Here is a 13,144-nt window from a genome sequence, read left to right as displayed (position 1 = left end):
CTAATTAGCCTTTTTGAAAGGAGGAAATAAACATGCCACGTAAAGGTCCTGTTGCAAAGAGAGACGTATTGCCGGATCCGATTTACAACTCAAAGCTTATCACTCGTTTAATCAATAAAATGATGATCGACGGTAAGAGAGGTAAATCACAAAAGATCCTTTATTCAGCTTTTGATATCATTCGTGAGCGTTCAGGCAAAGAGCCTATGGAAGTATTCGAAGCAGCTCTTAAGAACATCATGCCTGTTCTAGAAGTAAAAGCACGCCGTGTAGGTGGAGCTAACTATCAAGTACCAATCGAGGTGCGTTCAGACCGCCGTACAACTCTTGGTCTTCGCTGGTTGGTAAACTACTCACGTCTTCGTGGAGAAAAAACAATGGAAGAGCGTCTTGCTAACGAAATTCTTGACGCATCCAACAACGCTGGTGCTTCTGTTAAGAAGCGCGAAGATACGCATAAAATGGCGGAAGCAAACAAAGCATTCGCTCACTATCGTTGGTAGAATTACCTTCGTTCTAAAAACACTTATACTAGGAAGGAGAAAGACCAAATGGCAAGAGAGTTCTCCTTAGAAAAAACTCGTAATATTGGAATCATGGCTCACATTGATGCTGGTAAAACAACAACTACTGAGCGTGTTCTATATTATACAGGCCGTATTCATAAAATCGGTGAAACTCACGAAGGTGCTTCTCAAATGGACTGGATGGAGCAGGAACAAGAGCGTGGAATCACGATCACTTCTGCTGCAACAACAGCTTCTTGGAAAGAACACCGAGTTAACATCATTGACACGCCAGGACACGTAGACTTCACAGTTGAAGTTGAACGTTCACTTCGTGTACTTGATGGAGCAGTAGCAGTACTTGATGCACAGTCAGGTGTTGAGCCGCAAACAGAAACAGTTTGGCGTCAAGCTACAACTTACGGAGTACCACGCGTAGTATTCGTTAACAAAATGGATAAGCTAGGTGCGGACTTCTTATATTCTGTTAAAACAATCCATGACCGTCTTCAAGCTAACGCACACCCAATTCAGCTGCCAATCGGCGCTGAAGATGAGTTCGAAGCGATCATCGACTTAGTCGAAATGAAAGCTATCTTCTACGGTAATGACCTTGGTACTGAAATTACTGAAGGTGAAATTCCAGAAGAGTACAAAGCGCAAGCTGAAGAATACCGCGAAAAGCTAGTTGAAGCGGTAGCTGAGCTTGATGAAGAATTAATGGAAAAATACCTTGGTGGAGAAGAGCTTACAATCGCTGAGATCAAAGCTGCTATCCGTAAAGGTACTACAAATGTTGAATTCTACCCAGTTATCTGTGGTTCAGCATTTAAAAACAAAGGTGTTCAGCTAATGCTTGACGCAGTTATCGACTACCTTCCATCTCCATTAGATGTACCTGCAATCAAAGGTACTCTTCCGGATTCAGAGGAAGAGGTTGAGCGTCATTCAAGTGACGAAGAGCCATTCTCTGCTCTTGCGTTCAAAGTTATGACTGACCCTTATGTTGGTAAGTTAACGTTCTTCCGCGTTTACTCTGGTACTTTAGAGTCTGGTTCTTATGTACAGAACTCAACTAAAGGAAAGCGTGAGCGTATCGGACGTATCCTTCAGATGCACGCAAACAGCCGTCAGGAAATCTCTAAGGTTTTCGCGGGTGATATCGCTGCAGCTGTTGGTCTAAAGGATACTACTACAGGTGACACTCTATGTGATGAAAAGAACCTTGTTATTCTTGAATCAATGCAGTTCCCTGAGCCAGTAATCCAGTTATCTGTAGAGCCTAAGTCAAAAGCTGACCAGGACAAGATGACTACTGCACTACAAAAGCTTCAAGAAGAAGATCCAACATTCCGCGCTCACACTGACCAGGAAACTGGCCAAGTTATCATCGCTGGAATGGGAGAACTTCACCTTGACATCATCGTTGACCGTATGCGTCGTGAATTTAAAGTGGAAGCAAACGTTGGTGCACCTCAGGTTGCATACCGTGAAACTTTCCGCGAATCAGCTTCTGTTGAAGGTAAATTCGCACGTCAGTCTGGTGGACGTGGTCAGTTCGGACACGTTTGGATTGAATTCTCTCCAAACGAAGAAGGAAAAGGTTTTGAATTCGTGAACGGCATCGTTGGTGGGGTAGTTCCTCGTGAATACATCCCTGCTGTACAAGCTGGTCTTGAAGATTCACTTGATCGCGGAGTTCTTGCAGGATACCCACTAGTTGACATCAAAGCAAGACTGTTTGACGGTTCTTACCACGATGTTGACTCCTCTGAAATGGCGTTTAAAATCGCTGCTTCAATGGCACTAAAGAATGCTGCTTCTAAATGTAAGCCAGTAATCCTTGAGCCTGTCATGAGGGTTGAAGTTGTTATTCCTGAAGAATACCTTGGAGATATCATGGGCCAAGTAACTGCTCGTCGTGGACGTGTAGAAGGTATGGATGCTCGTGGTAACGCACAGGTAGTTCGTGCGATGATCCCTCTATCTGAAATGTTTGGTTACGCTACTGCGTTGCGTTCTAGCACGCAAGGCCGCGGTGTATTCTCAATGCACTTCGACCACTATGAAGAAGTACCAAAATCAATTTCAGAAGAAATCATCAAAAAAAATAAAGGTGAATAATTGATTTTCGCCTTTTAATCAAGTATAACTACTAATGTAAGCATACCGCTGTGGAATAGGTGTACCTGTTCCGCAGCACTTTAAAATATACTTAATTTTCATATATTAAAGGAGGATTTTTCTAATGGGAAAAGCTAAATTCGATCGTTCGAAGCCACACGTTAACATTGGTACAATTGGTCACGTTGACCACGGTAAAACAACTCTAACAGCTGCTATCACTTCTGTTCTTGCAAAAGCTGGCGGTGCTGAAGCAAAAGGTTATGACCAAATCGACGCTGCTCCAGAAGAGCGCGAACGTGGTATCACAATCTCTACTGCACACGTTGAGTACGAAACTGCTACTCGTCACTATGCACACGTTGACTGCCCAGGACACGCTGACTATGTTAAGAACATGATCACTGGTGCTGCACAAATGGACGGCGGAATCCTAGTTGTATCTGCAACTGACGGCCCAATGCCACAAACTCGTGAGCACATCCTTCTTTCTCGTCAGGTAGGCGTACCTTTCCTTGTTGTATTCATGAACAAGTGTGATATGGTTGATGACGAAGAACTACTTGAATTAGTAGAAATGGAAGTTCGTGACCTTCTTTCTGAATATGAATTCCCTGGCGATGACATCCCAGTAATCAAAGGTTCTGCTCTTAAAGCTCTTGAAGGTGAAGCTGCTTGGGAAGAGAAGATCGTTGAACTAATGAACGCTGTTGATGAGTACATCCCAACTCCAACACGTGACACTGACAAGCCATTCATGATGCCTGTTGAGGATGTATTCTCAATCACAGGACGTGGAACAGTTGCTACTGGCCGTGTTGAGCGTGGACAAGTACGCGTTGGTGACGTAATCGAAATCGTTGGTTTCACTGAAGAGCCAAAATCTACAACTGTAACAGGTGTAGAAATGTTCCGTAAGCTTCTTGACTATGCTGAAGCTGGCGACAACATCGGTGCACTTCTTCGTGGTGTAGCACGTGAAGAAATCGAGCGTGGACAGGTATTGGCTAAGCCAAAATCAATCACTCCACACACAAAGTTCAAAGCGGAAGTTTATGTTCTTTCTAAAGAAGAAGGTGGACGTCATACTCCATTCTTCACAAACTACCGTCCACAATTCTATTTCCGTACTTCTGATATTACAGGTATCTGTAACCTTCCTGAAGGCGTAGAAATGGTTATGCCTGGCGACAACATCGAAATGACTGTTGAACTAATCGCTCCTGTAGCTATTGAAGAAGGAACTAAGTTCTCTATTCGTGAAGGCGGCCGTACTGTAGGCGCTGGCGTAGTTGCGACTATCCAAGAGTAATTTTAATAAAGACGAAGCAGCTGGATGACGATCCGGCTGCTTTTTTTATTTATCATTATTTTTGAGTAAAAAAATATTCAATATAAGATCCGTATATATTCTTGTATGATATTTAATCCTCACTGGATCTTGATCAAGTTAATATTATTTTCATTAAGCATCAAGATCAGAATTTTATTCAAACCTATTATCTCCCACTAATTCCAGCCACATGCTCTGTACTTAAACCACGTTTCTTCTATATAATCTTCTTTGTAATTGATGTTCCTCATGTAAATTTCGAACGACTTTCTTCTATATAATACTTTCTTACTGGCTGTGTTTAAGATCCTTTTGGATTATTGAAACATTGCTGCAATGGAAACCAGCATTGAAGGTTGCTCCCGTGTTTCTTATACCTCAACTCATATAAAATCCGTGTTAAATAAAACAGGAATAATTTGCACTGATTTTAAATAGTTAGAAATCTTCATCACGACTTGTAAAATTCATGAATGCCCGCTATAATAGTAAAAGTGTGTTAAACATAATGAAATTGCGGAATTAATGTTGCGTTTGAGTTATGTTTTATGTATAATAGACAATGTTGGTCTTTGACTGCGATGATGCGAAAGGTTGCTGACACACCCGGCCGCTTTGCCATGGCGAGTGTGTGGGAAATTTTCGCTGAGAATGTCTATTTTAAAAATAGGCGAAAAGGAGGGAAAGTAATGGCAAAACAAAAAATTCGTATCCGTTTAAAAGCTTATGATCACAGAATTCTTGATACATCTGCAGAAAAAATTGTTGAAACAGCAAAGCGTTCTGGTGCGGCGGTGTCTGGTCCAATCCCACTACCTACTGAAAAGACGATTTACACAATTCTTCGTGCGGTGCACAAGTACAAAGATTCTCGTGAGCAGTTTGAAATGCGTACGCATAAGCGTCTGATTGACATCATCAATCCGACTCCGCAAACGGTCGACTCATTAATGCGTTTAGACCTGCCATCAGGTGTAGATATCGAAATCAAACTTTAATAATAAATATTAAAACATACAGGAGGTGTGACTGAAATGACCAAAGGAATCTTAGGAAGAAAGATTGGTATGACTCAAGTATTTGCTGAAAACGGCGACCTTATCCCGGTAACAGTAGTAGAAGCTGCTCCGAACGTAGTGCTTCAAGTGAAATCTGTTGAGACAGATGGTTACGAAGCAGTACAGCTTGGCTTTGAAGACAAGCGCGAAAAGCTTTCAAACAAACCAGAAAAAGGCCACGTTTCAAAAGCAAACACTGCTCCTAAGCGCTTCGTGAAAGAAATCAACGGAGTTAACTTAGCAGAGTATGAAGTTGGTCAAGAAGTCAAAGTTGATATTTTCGCAGAAGGCGAAATGGTAGATGTTACAGGAATCTCTAAGGGTAAAGGTTTCCAAGGTGTAATCAAGCGCCACGGACAATCTCGCGGACCAATGGCTCACGGTTCTCGTTACCACCGCCGCCCTGGTTCAATGGGTCCTGTTGCTCCAAACCGTGTATTCAAAGGTAAACTATTGCCTGGACGCATGGGTGGAGAGCAGATCACTGTTCAAAACCTGCAAATCGTTAAAGTTGACGCAGAACGTAACCTTCTTTTAATTAAAGGAAACGTTCCTGGTGCTAGAAAAGCCCTTCTAAAAATTAAAGGTGCTGTAAAAGCTAAGTAATTTTTACAGGAAAGGAGGAAACAAGAATGCCGAAAGTAGCATTATTTAACCAAGCTGGTTCACAAGTTGGCGAAATCGAACTAAACGAATCAGTATTTGGTATTGAGCCTAACAACCACGTAATGTTCGAAGCAGTTGTCATGCAGAGAGCTTCATTACGTCAAGGTACTCATAAAACTAAAATTCGTTCTGAAGTAGCGGGCGGCGGACGTAAGCCTTGGAAACAAAAAGGTACAGGTCGTGCTCGTCAGGGATCAATCAGATCTCCACAATGGCGCGGAGGCGGTACTGTATTCGGACCAGTTCCACGCAGCTACAGCTATAAATTGCCTAAAAAGGTTCGTCGTTTAGCGATTAAATCTGCTCTATCATCTAAAGTACAAGCTGAAAACATCCTGGTACTTGAGAGCCTAGCATTTGATGCTCCAAAGACAAAGGAATTCACAAGCGTACTAAAAGGTCTTTCAGTTAACACTAAAGCCTTGATCGTAACAGCAGGTTTAGACGAAAACGTAGCACTTTCAGCTCGTAACATTCCTGGAGTAACTGTTGTTGCTGCTGATGGAATCAACGTGTTGGACGTTTTAAACCATGATAAGCTGATCATGACAAAAGCAGCTGTTGAAAAAGTAGAGGAGGTGCTTGCATAATGGATGCACGCGATATCATTAAGCGCCCCGTTATTACAGAACGTTCTTCAGATCTTATGACTGAGAAGAAGTACACTTTCGAAGTTAATACAAGAGCGAACAAGACACAAGTTAAAGACGCGATCGAAACTATTTTCGGCGTAAAAGTTGAAAAAGTTAACATCATGAACTACAAAGGTAAGTTTAAGCGTATGGGCAAGTTCGGCGGTTATACTAACAAACGCCGTAAAGCAATCGTAAAACTTACACAAGACAGCAAAGAAATCGAATTCTTCGAAGTATAAAACTTGAATAGAAGAGGAGGGAAACGAAATGGCGATTAAAAAGTACAAACCTACCTCCAACGGTCGTCGTAATATGACAGCATCTGATTTTGCTGAGATTACAACTGACAAGCCGGAGAAATCCTTGCTTGCTCCGTTGCACAGAAAAGGCGGTCGTAACAACCAAGGTAAGTTAACTGTTCGTCATCAAGGTGGCGGCCACAAGCGTCAATACAGGATCATCGACTTTAAACGTACAAAAGATGGCATTCCTGGACGCGTTGCCACGATTGAGTATGATCCAAACCGTTCTGCAAACATTGCATTAATTAATTACGTAGATGGTGAAAAGAGATATATCCTAGCTCCTAAAAACCTAGAAGTAGGTATGGAAGTTATGTCTGGCCCAACAGCTGACATTAAAGTAGGTAACGCTCTTCCACTAACTAACATCCCAGTTGGTACTGTAGTACACAACATCGAATTGAAGCCTGGTAAAGGCGGACAATTAGTTCGTTCTGCAGGAACTTCAGCACAGGTTCTTGGTAAAGAAGGCAAATATGTATTAGTTCGTTTAAACTCTGGCGAAGTGCGTATGATCCTTTCTGAGTGCCGTGCAACTGTTGGTCAAGTTGGTAATGAACAACACGAATTGATCAACATCGGTAAAGCAGGTCGTTCACGCTGGTTAGGCAAGCGCCCAACAGTTCGTGGATCTGTAATGAACCCTAACGATCACCCACACGGTGGTGGTGAAGGACGTTCACCAATCGGACGTAAATCACCTATGTCACCATGGGGCAAGCCGACTCTTGGTTACAAGACTCGCAAGAAGAAAAACAAATCCGACAAGTTTATCGTACGTCGTCGTAAAAAATAACGGGATTGAGCTACGGTTCGCGGGAACCGTAGGGCAATCACGAAGGGAGGTTCAATCATGGGTCGCAGCTTAAAAAAAGGACCTTTTGTTGATGAGCACTTAATCACAAAGATCGAAAAGTTAAATGAAACTGAAGGCAAGAAAGTTGTAAAAACTTGGTCTCGCCGTTCTACGATCTTCCCACAATTCATCGGACACACTATTGCTGTCTACGATGGTCGCAAACATGTACCTGTTTATGTCACTGAAGACATGGTAGGCCACAAGCTTGGAGAATTCGCTCCAACTCGTACTTACAAAGGTCATGGTAATGACGATAAGAAAACAAGACGTTAATGAGAGGAGGGCATCCAAATGCAAGCTAAAGCTGTTGCAAGAACAGTTCGTATTGCTCCTCGTAAAGCTCGCTTAGTTTTAGATTTAATTCGAGGAAAGCAAGTTGGTGAAGCGGTAGCTATTTTAAACCTTACCCCAAAAGCTGCTTCTCCAATCGTAGATAAAGTGTTGAAATCTGCATTAGCGAACGCAGAACACAACTATGAAATGGATGTTAATAACCTTGTCGTGTCCGAAGCGTATGCAAACGAAGGACCAACGTTAAAACGTTTCCGTCCACGTGCTATGGGCCGTGCAAGTGCAATTAACAAACGTACTAGCCATATTACTATCGTTTTATCAGAAAAGAAGGAGGGATAATCAGTGGGTCAAAAAGTAAATCCAGTCGGTTTGCGTGTCGGGATCATCCGTGATTGGGAATCTAAGTGGTACGCAGGCAAAGACTACGCTGATCTTTTACACGAAGACCTTAAGGTTCGTGAGTACATCACAAAGCGTTTACGCGATGCTTCTCTTTCTAAAGTAGAGATCGAACGTGCTGCAAACCGTTTAAATGTAACTGTCCACACTGCTAAGCCAGGAATGGTTATCGGTAAGGGCGGTACTGAGGTTGAAGCTCTTCGCAAAGCGTTAAACCAACTTACTGGCAAACGTGTTCATATAAACATTCTTGAAATCAAAAAAGCTGATATCGATGCGAAATTGGTTGCTGAAAACATCGCGCGCCAATTAGAAAACCGTGTATCTTTCCGTCGTGCTCAAAAGCAAGTTATCCAACGTGCTATGCGTGCAGGCGCTAAAGGTATCAAGACAATGGTATCCGGCCGTCTTGGCGGAGCAGATATCGCTCGTTCTGAACATTACAGCGAAGGAACAGTTCCACTTCATACTCTTCGTGCTGATATCGATTACGCTACTGCTGAAGCAGATACAACTTACGGAAAACTTGGCGTAAAAGTATGGATTTACCGTGGAGAGGTCCTTCCTACAAAGAAGAAATCTGAGGAAGGAGGCAAATAATATGTTATTGCCTAAACGCGTTAAATATCGTCGTGAGCACCGCGGAAAAATGCGCGGAAAAGCGAAAGGCGGCGCAGAAGTAACATTTGGTGAATTTGGCCTTCAAGCTTTAGAAGCTTCTTGGATCACAAACCGCCAAATCGAATCTGCTCGTATCGCGATGACTCGTTACATGAAACGTGGAGGAAAAGTTTGGATCAAAATTTTCCCTCACAAGCCATATACTGCAAAGCCTCTTGAAGTCCGAATGGGTTCAGGTAAAGGTTCACCTGAAGGCTGGGTAGCAGTTGTTAAACCAGGCAAAATAATGTTCGAAATCGCTGGCGTTTCTGAAGAAGTCGCACGCGAAGCATTACGCCTTGCTGCACACAAACTTCCTATCAAGTGTAAGTTTGTTAAACGAGAAGAAATTGGTGGTGAATCTAATGAAAGCTAATGACATTCGTGACCTTACCACTGCTGAAATTGAACAAAAAGTTAAATCTTTAAAAGAAGAGCTTTTCAACCTGCGCTTTCAATTAGCGACTGGACAACTTGAAAACACAGCTCGCATTCGTGAAGTACGCAAAGCGATTGCTCGCATGAAAACTGTAATTCGTGAACGAGAGATCGGCGTTAACAGATAATTGAGAGGAGGTTCTCACAATGAGTGAACGCAACCAACGCAAAGTTTATACTGGACGCGTAGTATCTGATAAGATGGACAAAACTGTCACTGTTCTTGTAGAGACTTACAAAAAGCATCCTTTATACGGCAAGCGTGTTAAATACTCTAAGAAATTCAAAGCTCATGATGAGCAAAATGAGGCAAAAATCGGCGACGTAGTACGTATCATGGAAACTCGTCCGCTATCTGCCACAAAACGTTTCCGCCTTGTAGAAGTGGTGGAAAAAGCTGTTATTATCTAATTGTTCGGATTAAGGTTTATTCCGAAGGGAGGTTACTCGCATGATCCAACAGGAAACACGTTTAAAAGTTGCTGATAATTCAGGTGCTCGTGAAGTACTAACTATTAAAGTTCTAGGCGGTTCTGGCCGTAAGACTGCTAATATTGGTGACATTATCGTCTGCACAGTGAAACAAGCAACACCAGGTGGCGTTGTTAAAAAAGGTGACGTTGTTAAAGCAGTAATTGTTCGTACAAAGACTGGTATGCGCCGTACAGACGGTTCATACATCAAATTTGACGAGAATGCTTGTGTAATCATCCGTGATGATAAAGGTCCTCGTGGAACTCGTATCTTTGGACCGGTTGCACGTGAACTTCGTGACAACAACTTCATGAAAATCGTTTCATTAGCACCAGAAGTACTATAATCTATTTCAAATGCCTTTAAGGAGGTGCACACAGATGCATGTAAAAAAAGGTGACAAAGTAATGGTCATCTCTGGTAAGGACAAAGGCAAAACAGGGATCATCCTTGAAGCTTATCCTAAGCAAAGCCGTGTTCTTGTTGAAGGAATCAATATCGTGAAAAAGCACGCTAAGCCTTCACAAGTGAATCCACAAGGTGGAATCTTAAACCAGGAAGCACCAATCCATGTATCAAACGTAATGCCTATCGATGCGAAGTCTGGTAAGCCAACCCGAGTTGGTTACACAGTTGAAAACGGCAAGAAGGTACGCGTTGCTAAAAAATCCGGTGAAGTTCTAGATAAATAGTCTATTGAAGAAGGGAGGTACAATCGATGAACCGCCTAAAAGAAAAGTTCAACAATGAAATTACTCCTGCTCTTATGAGCAAATTCAACTACCAATCAATTATGGAAGTACCAAAGCTTGAAAAGATCGTAATCAACATGGGTGTTGGTGAAGCTGTTGCCAACGCGAAAGCTCTTGATGTTGCAGTTGAAGAATTAGCAACGATCACAGGCCAAAAGCCAGTCGTGACTCGCGCTAAGAAATCAATCGCTGGTTTCCGCCTTCGTGAAGGTATGCCAATCGGCGCGAAAGTAACTCTTCGCGGAGAGCGCATGTACGAATTCATCGACAAGTTAATTTCAGTTTCTTTACCACGTGTACGTGACTTCCGCGGTATCTCTAAGAAGTCTTTCGACGGACGCGGTAACTACACACTTGGTGTTAAAGAACAATTGATCTTCCCTGAGATTGATTACGATAAAGTAAATAAAGTTCGTGGCATGGACATTGTTATTGTAACGACTGCTAACACTGATGAAGAAGCTCGTGAACTATTAACACAATTCGGAATGCCATTTCAAAAGTAATCTCTAATAAGAGGGAGGCGAAAACGTGGCTAAGAAATCAATGATTGCGAAACAAAAACGCACGCCTAAATATAAAGTACAAGAGTACACTCGCTGTGAGCGCTGCGGCCGTCCGCACTCTGTATACCGCAAATTTAAGCTTTGCCGTATTTGTTTCCGTGAATTAGCATACAAAGGACAAATTCCTGGTGTGAAAAAAGCTAGCTGGTAAAACTGAAAGCTCTGGAAGGAGGTAAATTAAATGGTCATGACAGATCCGATTGCAGATTTGCTTACTCGTATTCGTAATGCGAATATGGTACGTCACGAAAAATTAGAAGTACCTGCTTCTAACATGAAAAAAGAAATCGCTGAGATCCTTAAGCGTGAAGGTTTCGTACGTGATGTTGAATATATCGAAGATAACAAACAAGGTATCATCCGTATCTTCTTGAAGTACGGTGCAAACAACGAGCGTGTTATTACTGGTCTTAAGAGAATCAGTAAGCCAGGTCTTCGCGTTTATGCAAAATCAAACGAAGTACCTAAGGTACTTAACGGTTTAGGTATTGCTCTTGTTTCAACTTCAAACGGCGTTTTAACTGACAAAGAAGCTCGCGCAAAGCAAGTAGGCGGAGAAGTTTTAGCATACGTTTGGTAATAGATTTTCTGAATGAATGGAGGTGCAACAAATGTCACGCGTAGGTAAAAAACCAATTGAAATTCCAGCTGGTGTAACTGTTACTCTTGATAACAACCACGTAACAGTTAAAGGACCAAAAGGTGAATTGTCTCGTACTTTTCACGCTGATATCGAAATTAAGGTTGAAGATAACGTAATCAACATCTCTCGTCCATCTGACGCAAAAGAACATCGTGCATTGCACGGAACGACTCGCGCGGTCCTTGCGAACATGGTTGAAGGTGTATCTAAAGGATTTGAAAGAACTCTTGAGCTAGTAGGTGTCGGTTACCGTGCTTCTAAGCAAGGCAACAAGCTTGTACTTAGCGTAGGTTATTCTCATCCAGTAGAAATCGAGCCAGAAACTGGCATCGAGATCGAAGTTCCTGCAAACACTAAGGTAATTGTAAAAGGAACTGATAAAGAGCGTGTTGGCGCATTAGCTGCTAACATCCGTGACGTACGTCCGCCAGAGCCTTACAAAGGTAAAGGTATTCGTTATGAAGGCGAATTTGTACGCCGTAAAGAAGGTAAAACAGGTAAGTAAGGCCGCATAGGTTAACGAAAGGAGTGACGTAAATGATTACGAAGGCTGATAAAAACGCTACTCGCCGTAAAAGACATGGTCGTGTTCGTGCGAAACTTAGCGGAACTGAAGCTCGTCCTCGTCTAAATGTGTTCCGTTCTAACAAGCACATTTACGCTCAATTAATTGACGATGTAAAGGGAGTAACTTTAGCAAGTGCTTCTACTTTAGATAAAGAAGTTAATGTTGAAGGCAATAACCTTGAAGCAGCTAAGACAATTGGTGAACTTATCGCTAAGCGTGCTGTTGAAAAAGGTTACAAATCTGTAGTATTTGACCGAGGCGGATACCTCTATCATGGCCGCGTTCAGGCACTTGCTGATGCTGCTCGTGAAAACGGCTTAGAATTTTAATAAAAAAAGGAGGGACACAAAAAGATGCGTCGTATTGATCCAAACAAACTTGAACTTGAAGAACGCGTAGTTACGATTAACCGTGTTGCGAAAGTTGTTAAAGGTGGACGCCGTTTCCGTTTTTCTGCTCTTGTAGTAGTAGGAGATAAAAACGGTAATGTCGGCATGGGTACTGGTAAAGCACAAGAAGTACCTGAAGCGATTCGCAAAGCTATCGAAGATGCGAAGAAGAACCTAATCCAAGTACCTATGGTTGGTACTACAATTCCACACCAGGTTATCGGACACTTTGGTGCTGGTGAAATCCTTCTGAAGCCTGCTTCTGAAGGTACAGGAGTTATCGCTGGCGGACCAGTTCGTGCGGTTCTAGAATTAGCTGGTGTTGCTGACATCCTTTCTAAATCATTAGGAACTAACACACCAATTAACATGGTACGTGCAACTCTTGACGGCTTAAAGCAACTTAAGCGTGCAGAAGACGTAGCAAAGTTACGCGGTAAATCTGTGGAAGAACTGTTAGGATAAGGAGGGAAATCAA

At 42.4% G+C, this 13,144-nt stretch carries 22 protein-coding genes; all 22 read left to right on the top strand.

Features of this window, described 5'->3' with window-relative positions:
• The first annotated feature begins 32 nt into the window (after positions 1-32).
• The 22 genes from rpsG to rpsE all read left to right on the top strand — a co-directional run bounded on the left by rpsG (position 33) and on the right by rpsE (position 13,131).
• A complete protein-coding gene (rpsG, locus tag V7201_RS10495) occupies positions 33-503 on the top strand; it encodes a 30S ribosomal protein S7 (RefSeq protein ID WP_335376686.1) in 471 nt (156 codons plus the stop codon).
• 48 nt (positions 504-551) lie between these two features.
• On the top strand, positions 552-2,630 hold the full coding sequence (gene fusA / locus V7201_RS10490; protein WP_335376685.1) for an elongation factor G: 2,079 nt from the start codon (positions 552-554) through the stop codon (positions 2,628-2,630).
• Between the two features lie 124 nt (positions 2,631-2,754).
• Positions 2,755-3,942, top strand: a complete 1,188-nt coding sequence (gene tuf, locus V7201_RS10485; protein ID WP_335376684.1) for an elongation factor Tu — start codon at positions 2,755-2,757, stop codon at positions 3,940-3,942.
• A 710-nt stretch (positions 3,943-4,652) separates the two neighbouring features.
• Positions 4,653-4,961, top strand: coding sequence for a 30S ribosomal protein S10 (gene rpsJ / locus V7201_RS10480; protein WP_207503082.1), 309 nt, complete (start codon positions 4,653-4,655; stop codon positions 4,959-4,961).
• A 36-nt stretch (positions 4,962-4,997) separates the two neighbouring features.
• A complete protein-coding gene (gene rplC / locus V7201_RS10475) occupies positions 4,998-5,627 on the top strand; it encodes a 50S ribosomal protein L3 (RefSeq protein WP_335376683.1) in 630 nt (209 codons plus the stop codon).
• A gap of 26 nt (positions 5,628-5,653) precedes the next feature.
• Entirely contained in the window at positions 5,654-6,277 is a 624-nt protein-coding gene (rplD, locus tag V7201_RS10470; RefSeq protein ID WP_335376682.1) for a 50S ribosomal protein L4, read from the top strand.
• Entirely contained in the window at positions 6,274-6,561 is a 288-nt protein-coding gene (rplW, locus tag V7201_RS10465; protein ID WP_335376706.1) for a 50S ribosomal protein L23, read from the top strand. Before rplD ends, rplW begins: the two co-directional genes overlap by 4 nt.
• 28 nt (positions 6,562-6,589) lie before the next feature.
• Positions 6,590-7,420 (top strand): 50S ribosomal protein L2, encoded by an 831-nt coding sequence (rplB, locus tag V7201_RS10460; protein WP_207503079.1) that lies wholly within the window; start codon positions 6,590-6,592, stop codon positions 7,418-7,420.
• Positions 7,421-7,477: 57 nt separating this feature from the next.
• Positions 7,478-7,756, top strand: a complete 279-nt coding sequence (rpsS, locus tag V7201_RS10455) for a 30S ribosomal protein S19 (RefSeq protein ID WP_044393904.1) — start codon at positions 7,478-7,480, stop codon at positions 7,754-7,756.
• Positions 7,757-7,774: 18 nt separating this feature from the next.
• Positions 7,775-8,116: a 50S ribosomal protein L22 gene (gene rplV / locus V7201_RS10450; RefSeq protein ID WP_023626425.1), complete on the top strand. Its 342-nt coding sequence runs from the start codon at positions 7,775-7,777 to the stop codon at positions 8,114-8,116.
• A 3-nt stretch (positions 8,117-8,119) separates the two neighbouring features.
• Entirely contained in the window at positions 8,120-8,776 is a 657-nt protein-coding gene (rpsC, locus tag V7201_RS10445) for a 30S ribosomal protein S3 (RefSeq protein ID WP_207503078.1), read from the top strand.
• A 1-nt stretch (position 8,777) separates the two neighbouring features.
• Positions 8,778-9,212 (top strand): 50S ribosomal protein L16, encoded by a 435-nt coding sequence (rplP, locus tag V7201_RS10440; protein WP_207503077.1) that lies wholly within the window; start codon positions 8,778-8,780, stop codon positions 9,210-9,212.
• A complete protein-coding gene (gene rpmC, locus V7201_RS10435) occupies positions 9,202-9,402 on the top strand; it encodes a 50S ribosomal protein L29 (protein WP_023626422.1) in 201 nt (66 codons plus the stop codon). The genes rplP and rpmC overlap by 11 nt, the downstream gene beginning before the upstream one ends.
• A gap of 19 nt (positions 9,403-9,421) precedes the next feature.
• Positions 9,422-9,685, top strand: a complete 264-nt coding sequence (gene rpsQ / locus V7201_RS10430) for a 30S ribosomal protein S17 (protein WP_023626421.1) — start codon at positions 9,422-9,424, stop codon at positions 9,683-9,685.
• Positions 9,686-9,725: 40 nt separating this feature from the next.
• Positions 9,726-10,094: a 50S ribosomal protein L14 gene (gene rplN, locus V7201_RS10425; RefSeq protein WP_207503076.1), complete on the top strand. Its 369-nt coding sequence runs from the start codon at positions 9,726-9,728 to the stop codon at positions 10,092-10,094.
• A 34-nt stretch (positions 10,095-10,128) separates the two neighbouring features.
• The gene (gene rplX, locus V7201_RS10420) at positions 10,129-10,440 is read left to right on the top strand and encodes a 50S ribosomal protein L24 (RefSeq protein ID WP_207503075.1); all 312 of its coding nucleotides are present in this window, start codon (positions 10,129-10,131) and stop codon (positions 10,438-10,440) included.
• Between the two features lie 26 nt (positions 10,441-10,466).
• The gene (gene rplE, locus V7201_RS10415) at positions 10,467-11,006 is read left to right on the top strand and encodes a 50S ribosomal protein L5 (RefSeq protein WP_335376681.1); all 540 of its coding nucleotides are present in this window, start codon (positions 10,467-10,469) and stop codon (positions 11,004-11,006) included.
• A 25-nt stretch (positions 11,007-11,031) separates the two neighbouring features.
• Positions 11,032-11,217 (top strand): 30S ribosomal protein S14, encoded by a 186-nt coding sequence (gene rpsN / locus V7201_RS10410; RefSeq protein WP_009499044.1) that lies wholly within the window; start codon positions 11,032-11,034, stop codon positions 11,215-11,217.
• Positions 11,218-11,247: 30 nt separating this feature from the next.
• The gene (rpsH, locus tag V7201_RS10405) at positions 11,248-11,646 is read left to right on the top strand and encodes a 30S ribosomal protein S8 (protein WP_079504257.1); all 399 of its coding nucleotides are present in this window, start codon (positions 11,248-11,250) and stop codon (positions 11,644-11,646) included.
• A 31-nt stretch (positions 11,647-11,677) separates the two neighbouring features.
• A complete protein-coding gene (gene rplF, locus V7201_RS10400; RefSeq protein WP_335376680.1) occupies positions 11,678-12,214 on the top strand; it encodes a 50S ribosomal protein L6 in 537 nt (178 codons plus the stop codon).
• Positions 12,215-12,246: 32 nt separating this feature from the next.
• The gene (rplR, locus tag V7201_RS10395) at positions 12,247-12,606 is read left to right on the top strand and encodes a 50S ribosomal protein L18 (protein WP_335376679.1); all 360 of its coding nucleotides are present in this window, start codon (positions 12,247-12,249) and stop codon (positions 12,604-12,606) included.
• 24 nt (positions 12,607-12,630) lie between these two features.
• Positions 12,631-13,131 carry a 30S ribosomal protein S5 gene (gene rpsE, locus V7201_RS10390; RefSeq protein ID WP_335376678.1) on the top strand — a complete coding sequence of 167 codons (501 nt, stop codon included), beginning with the start codon at positions 12,631-12,633 and terminating at the stop codon, positions 13,129-13,131.
• The last annotated feature ends 13 nt before the right edge of the window (positions 13,132-13,144 follow it).

Source organism: Bacillus sp. JJ1122 (assembly GCF_036964885.1).
Lineage (GTDB): Bacteria > Bacillota > Bacilli > Bacillales > Cytobacillaceae > Mesobacillus.
This window is presented reverse-complemented; position numbering and strand designations above follow the sequence as displayed.

What these genes read in the sequence shown, in the direction of transcription:
- rpmC (WP_023626422.1), top strand. Translation starts at nt 9,202, where the DNA reads ATGAAAGCTAATGACATTCGTGACCTTACCACTGCTGAAATTGAACAA.
- rplE (WP_335376681.1), top strand. Translation starts at nt 10,467, where the DNA reads ATGAACCGCCTAAAAGAAAAGTTCAACAATGAAATTACTCCTGCTCTT.
- rpsQ (WP_023626421.1), top strand. Translation starts at nt 9,422, where the DNA reads ATGAGTGAACGCAACCAACGCAAAGTTTATACTGGACGCGTAGTATCT.
- rplD (WP_335376682.1), top strand. Translation starts at nt 5,654, where the DNA reads ATGCCGAAAGTAGCATTATTTAACCAAGCTGGTTCACAAGTTGGCGAA.
- rplV (WP_023626425.1), top strand. Translation starts at nt 7,775, where the DNA reads ATGCAAGCTAAAGCTGTTGCAAGAACAGTTCGTATTGCTCCTCGTAAA.
- rpsG (WP_335376686.1), top strand. Translation starts at nt 33, where the DNA reads ATGCCACGTAAAGGTCCTGTTGCAAAGAGAGACGTATTGCCGGATCCG.
- rpsH (WP_079504257.1), top strand. Translation starts at nt 11,248, where the DNA reads ATGGTCATGACAGATCCGATTGCAGATTTGCTTACTCGTATTCGTAAT.
- rpsS (WP_044393904.1), top strand. Translation starts at nt 7,478, where the DNA reads ATGGGTCGCAGCTTAAAAAAAGGACCTTTTGTTGATGAGCACTTAATC.
- rplP (WP_207503077.1), top strand. Translation starts at nt 8,778, where the DNA reads ATGTTATTGCCTAAACGCGTTAAATATCGTCGTGAGCACCGCGGAAAA.
- fusA (WP_335376685.1), top strand. Translation starts at nt 552, where the DNA reads ATGGCAAGAGAGTTCTCCTTAGAAAAAACTCGTAATATTGGAATCATG.
- rplN (WP_207503076.1), top strand. Translation starts at nt 9,726, where the DNA reads ATGATCCAACAGGAAACACGTTTAAAAGTTGCTGATAATTCAGGTGCT.
- rpsJ (WP_207503082.1), top strand. Translation starts at nt 4,653, where the DNA reads ATGGCAAAACAAAAAATTCGTATCCGTTTAAAAGCTTATGATCACAGA.
- tuf (WP_335376684.1), top strand. Translation starts at nt 2,755, where the DNA reads ATGGGAAAAGCTAAATTCGATCGTTCGAAGCCACACGTTAACATTGGT.
- rplB (WP_207503079.1), top strand. Translation starts at nt 6,590, where the DNA reads ATGGCGATTAAAAAGTACAAACCTACCTCCAACGGTCGTCGTAATATG.
- rplC (WP_335376683.1), top strand. Translation starts at nt 4,998, where the DNA reads ATGACCAAAGGAATCTTAGGAAGAAAGATTGGTATGACTCAAGTATTT.
- rplX (WP_207503075.1), top strand. Translation starts at nt 10,129, where the DNA reads ATGCATGTAAAAAAAGGTGACAAAGTAATGGTCATCTCTGGTAAGGAC.
- rplF (WP_335376680.1), top strand. Translation starts at nt 11,678, where the DNA reads ATGTCACGCGTAGGTAAAAAACCAATTGAAATTCCAGCTGGTGTAACT.
- rpsE (WP_335376678.1), top strand. Translation starts at nt 12,631, where the DNA reads ATGCGTCGTATTGATCCAAACAAACTTGAACTTGAAGAACGCGTAGTT.
- rplR (WP_335376679.1), top strand. Translation starts at nt 12,247, where the DNA reads ATGATTACGAAGGCTGATAAAAACGCTACTCGCCGTAAAAGACATGGT.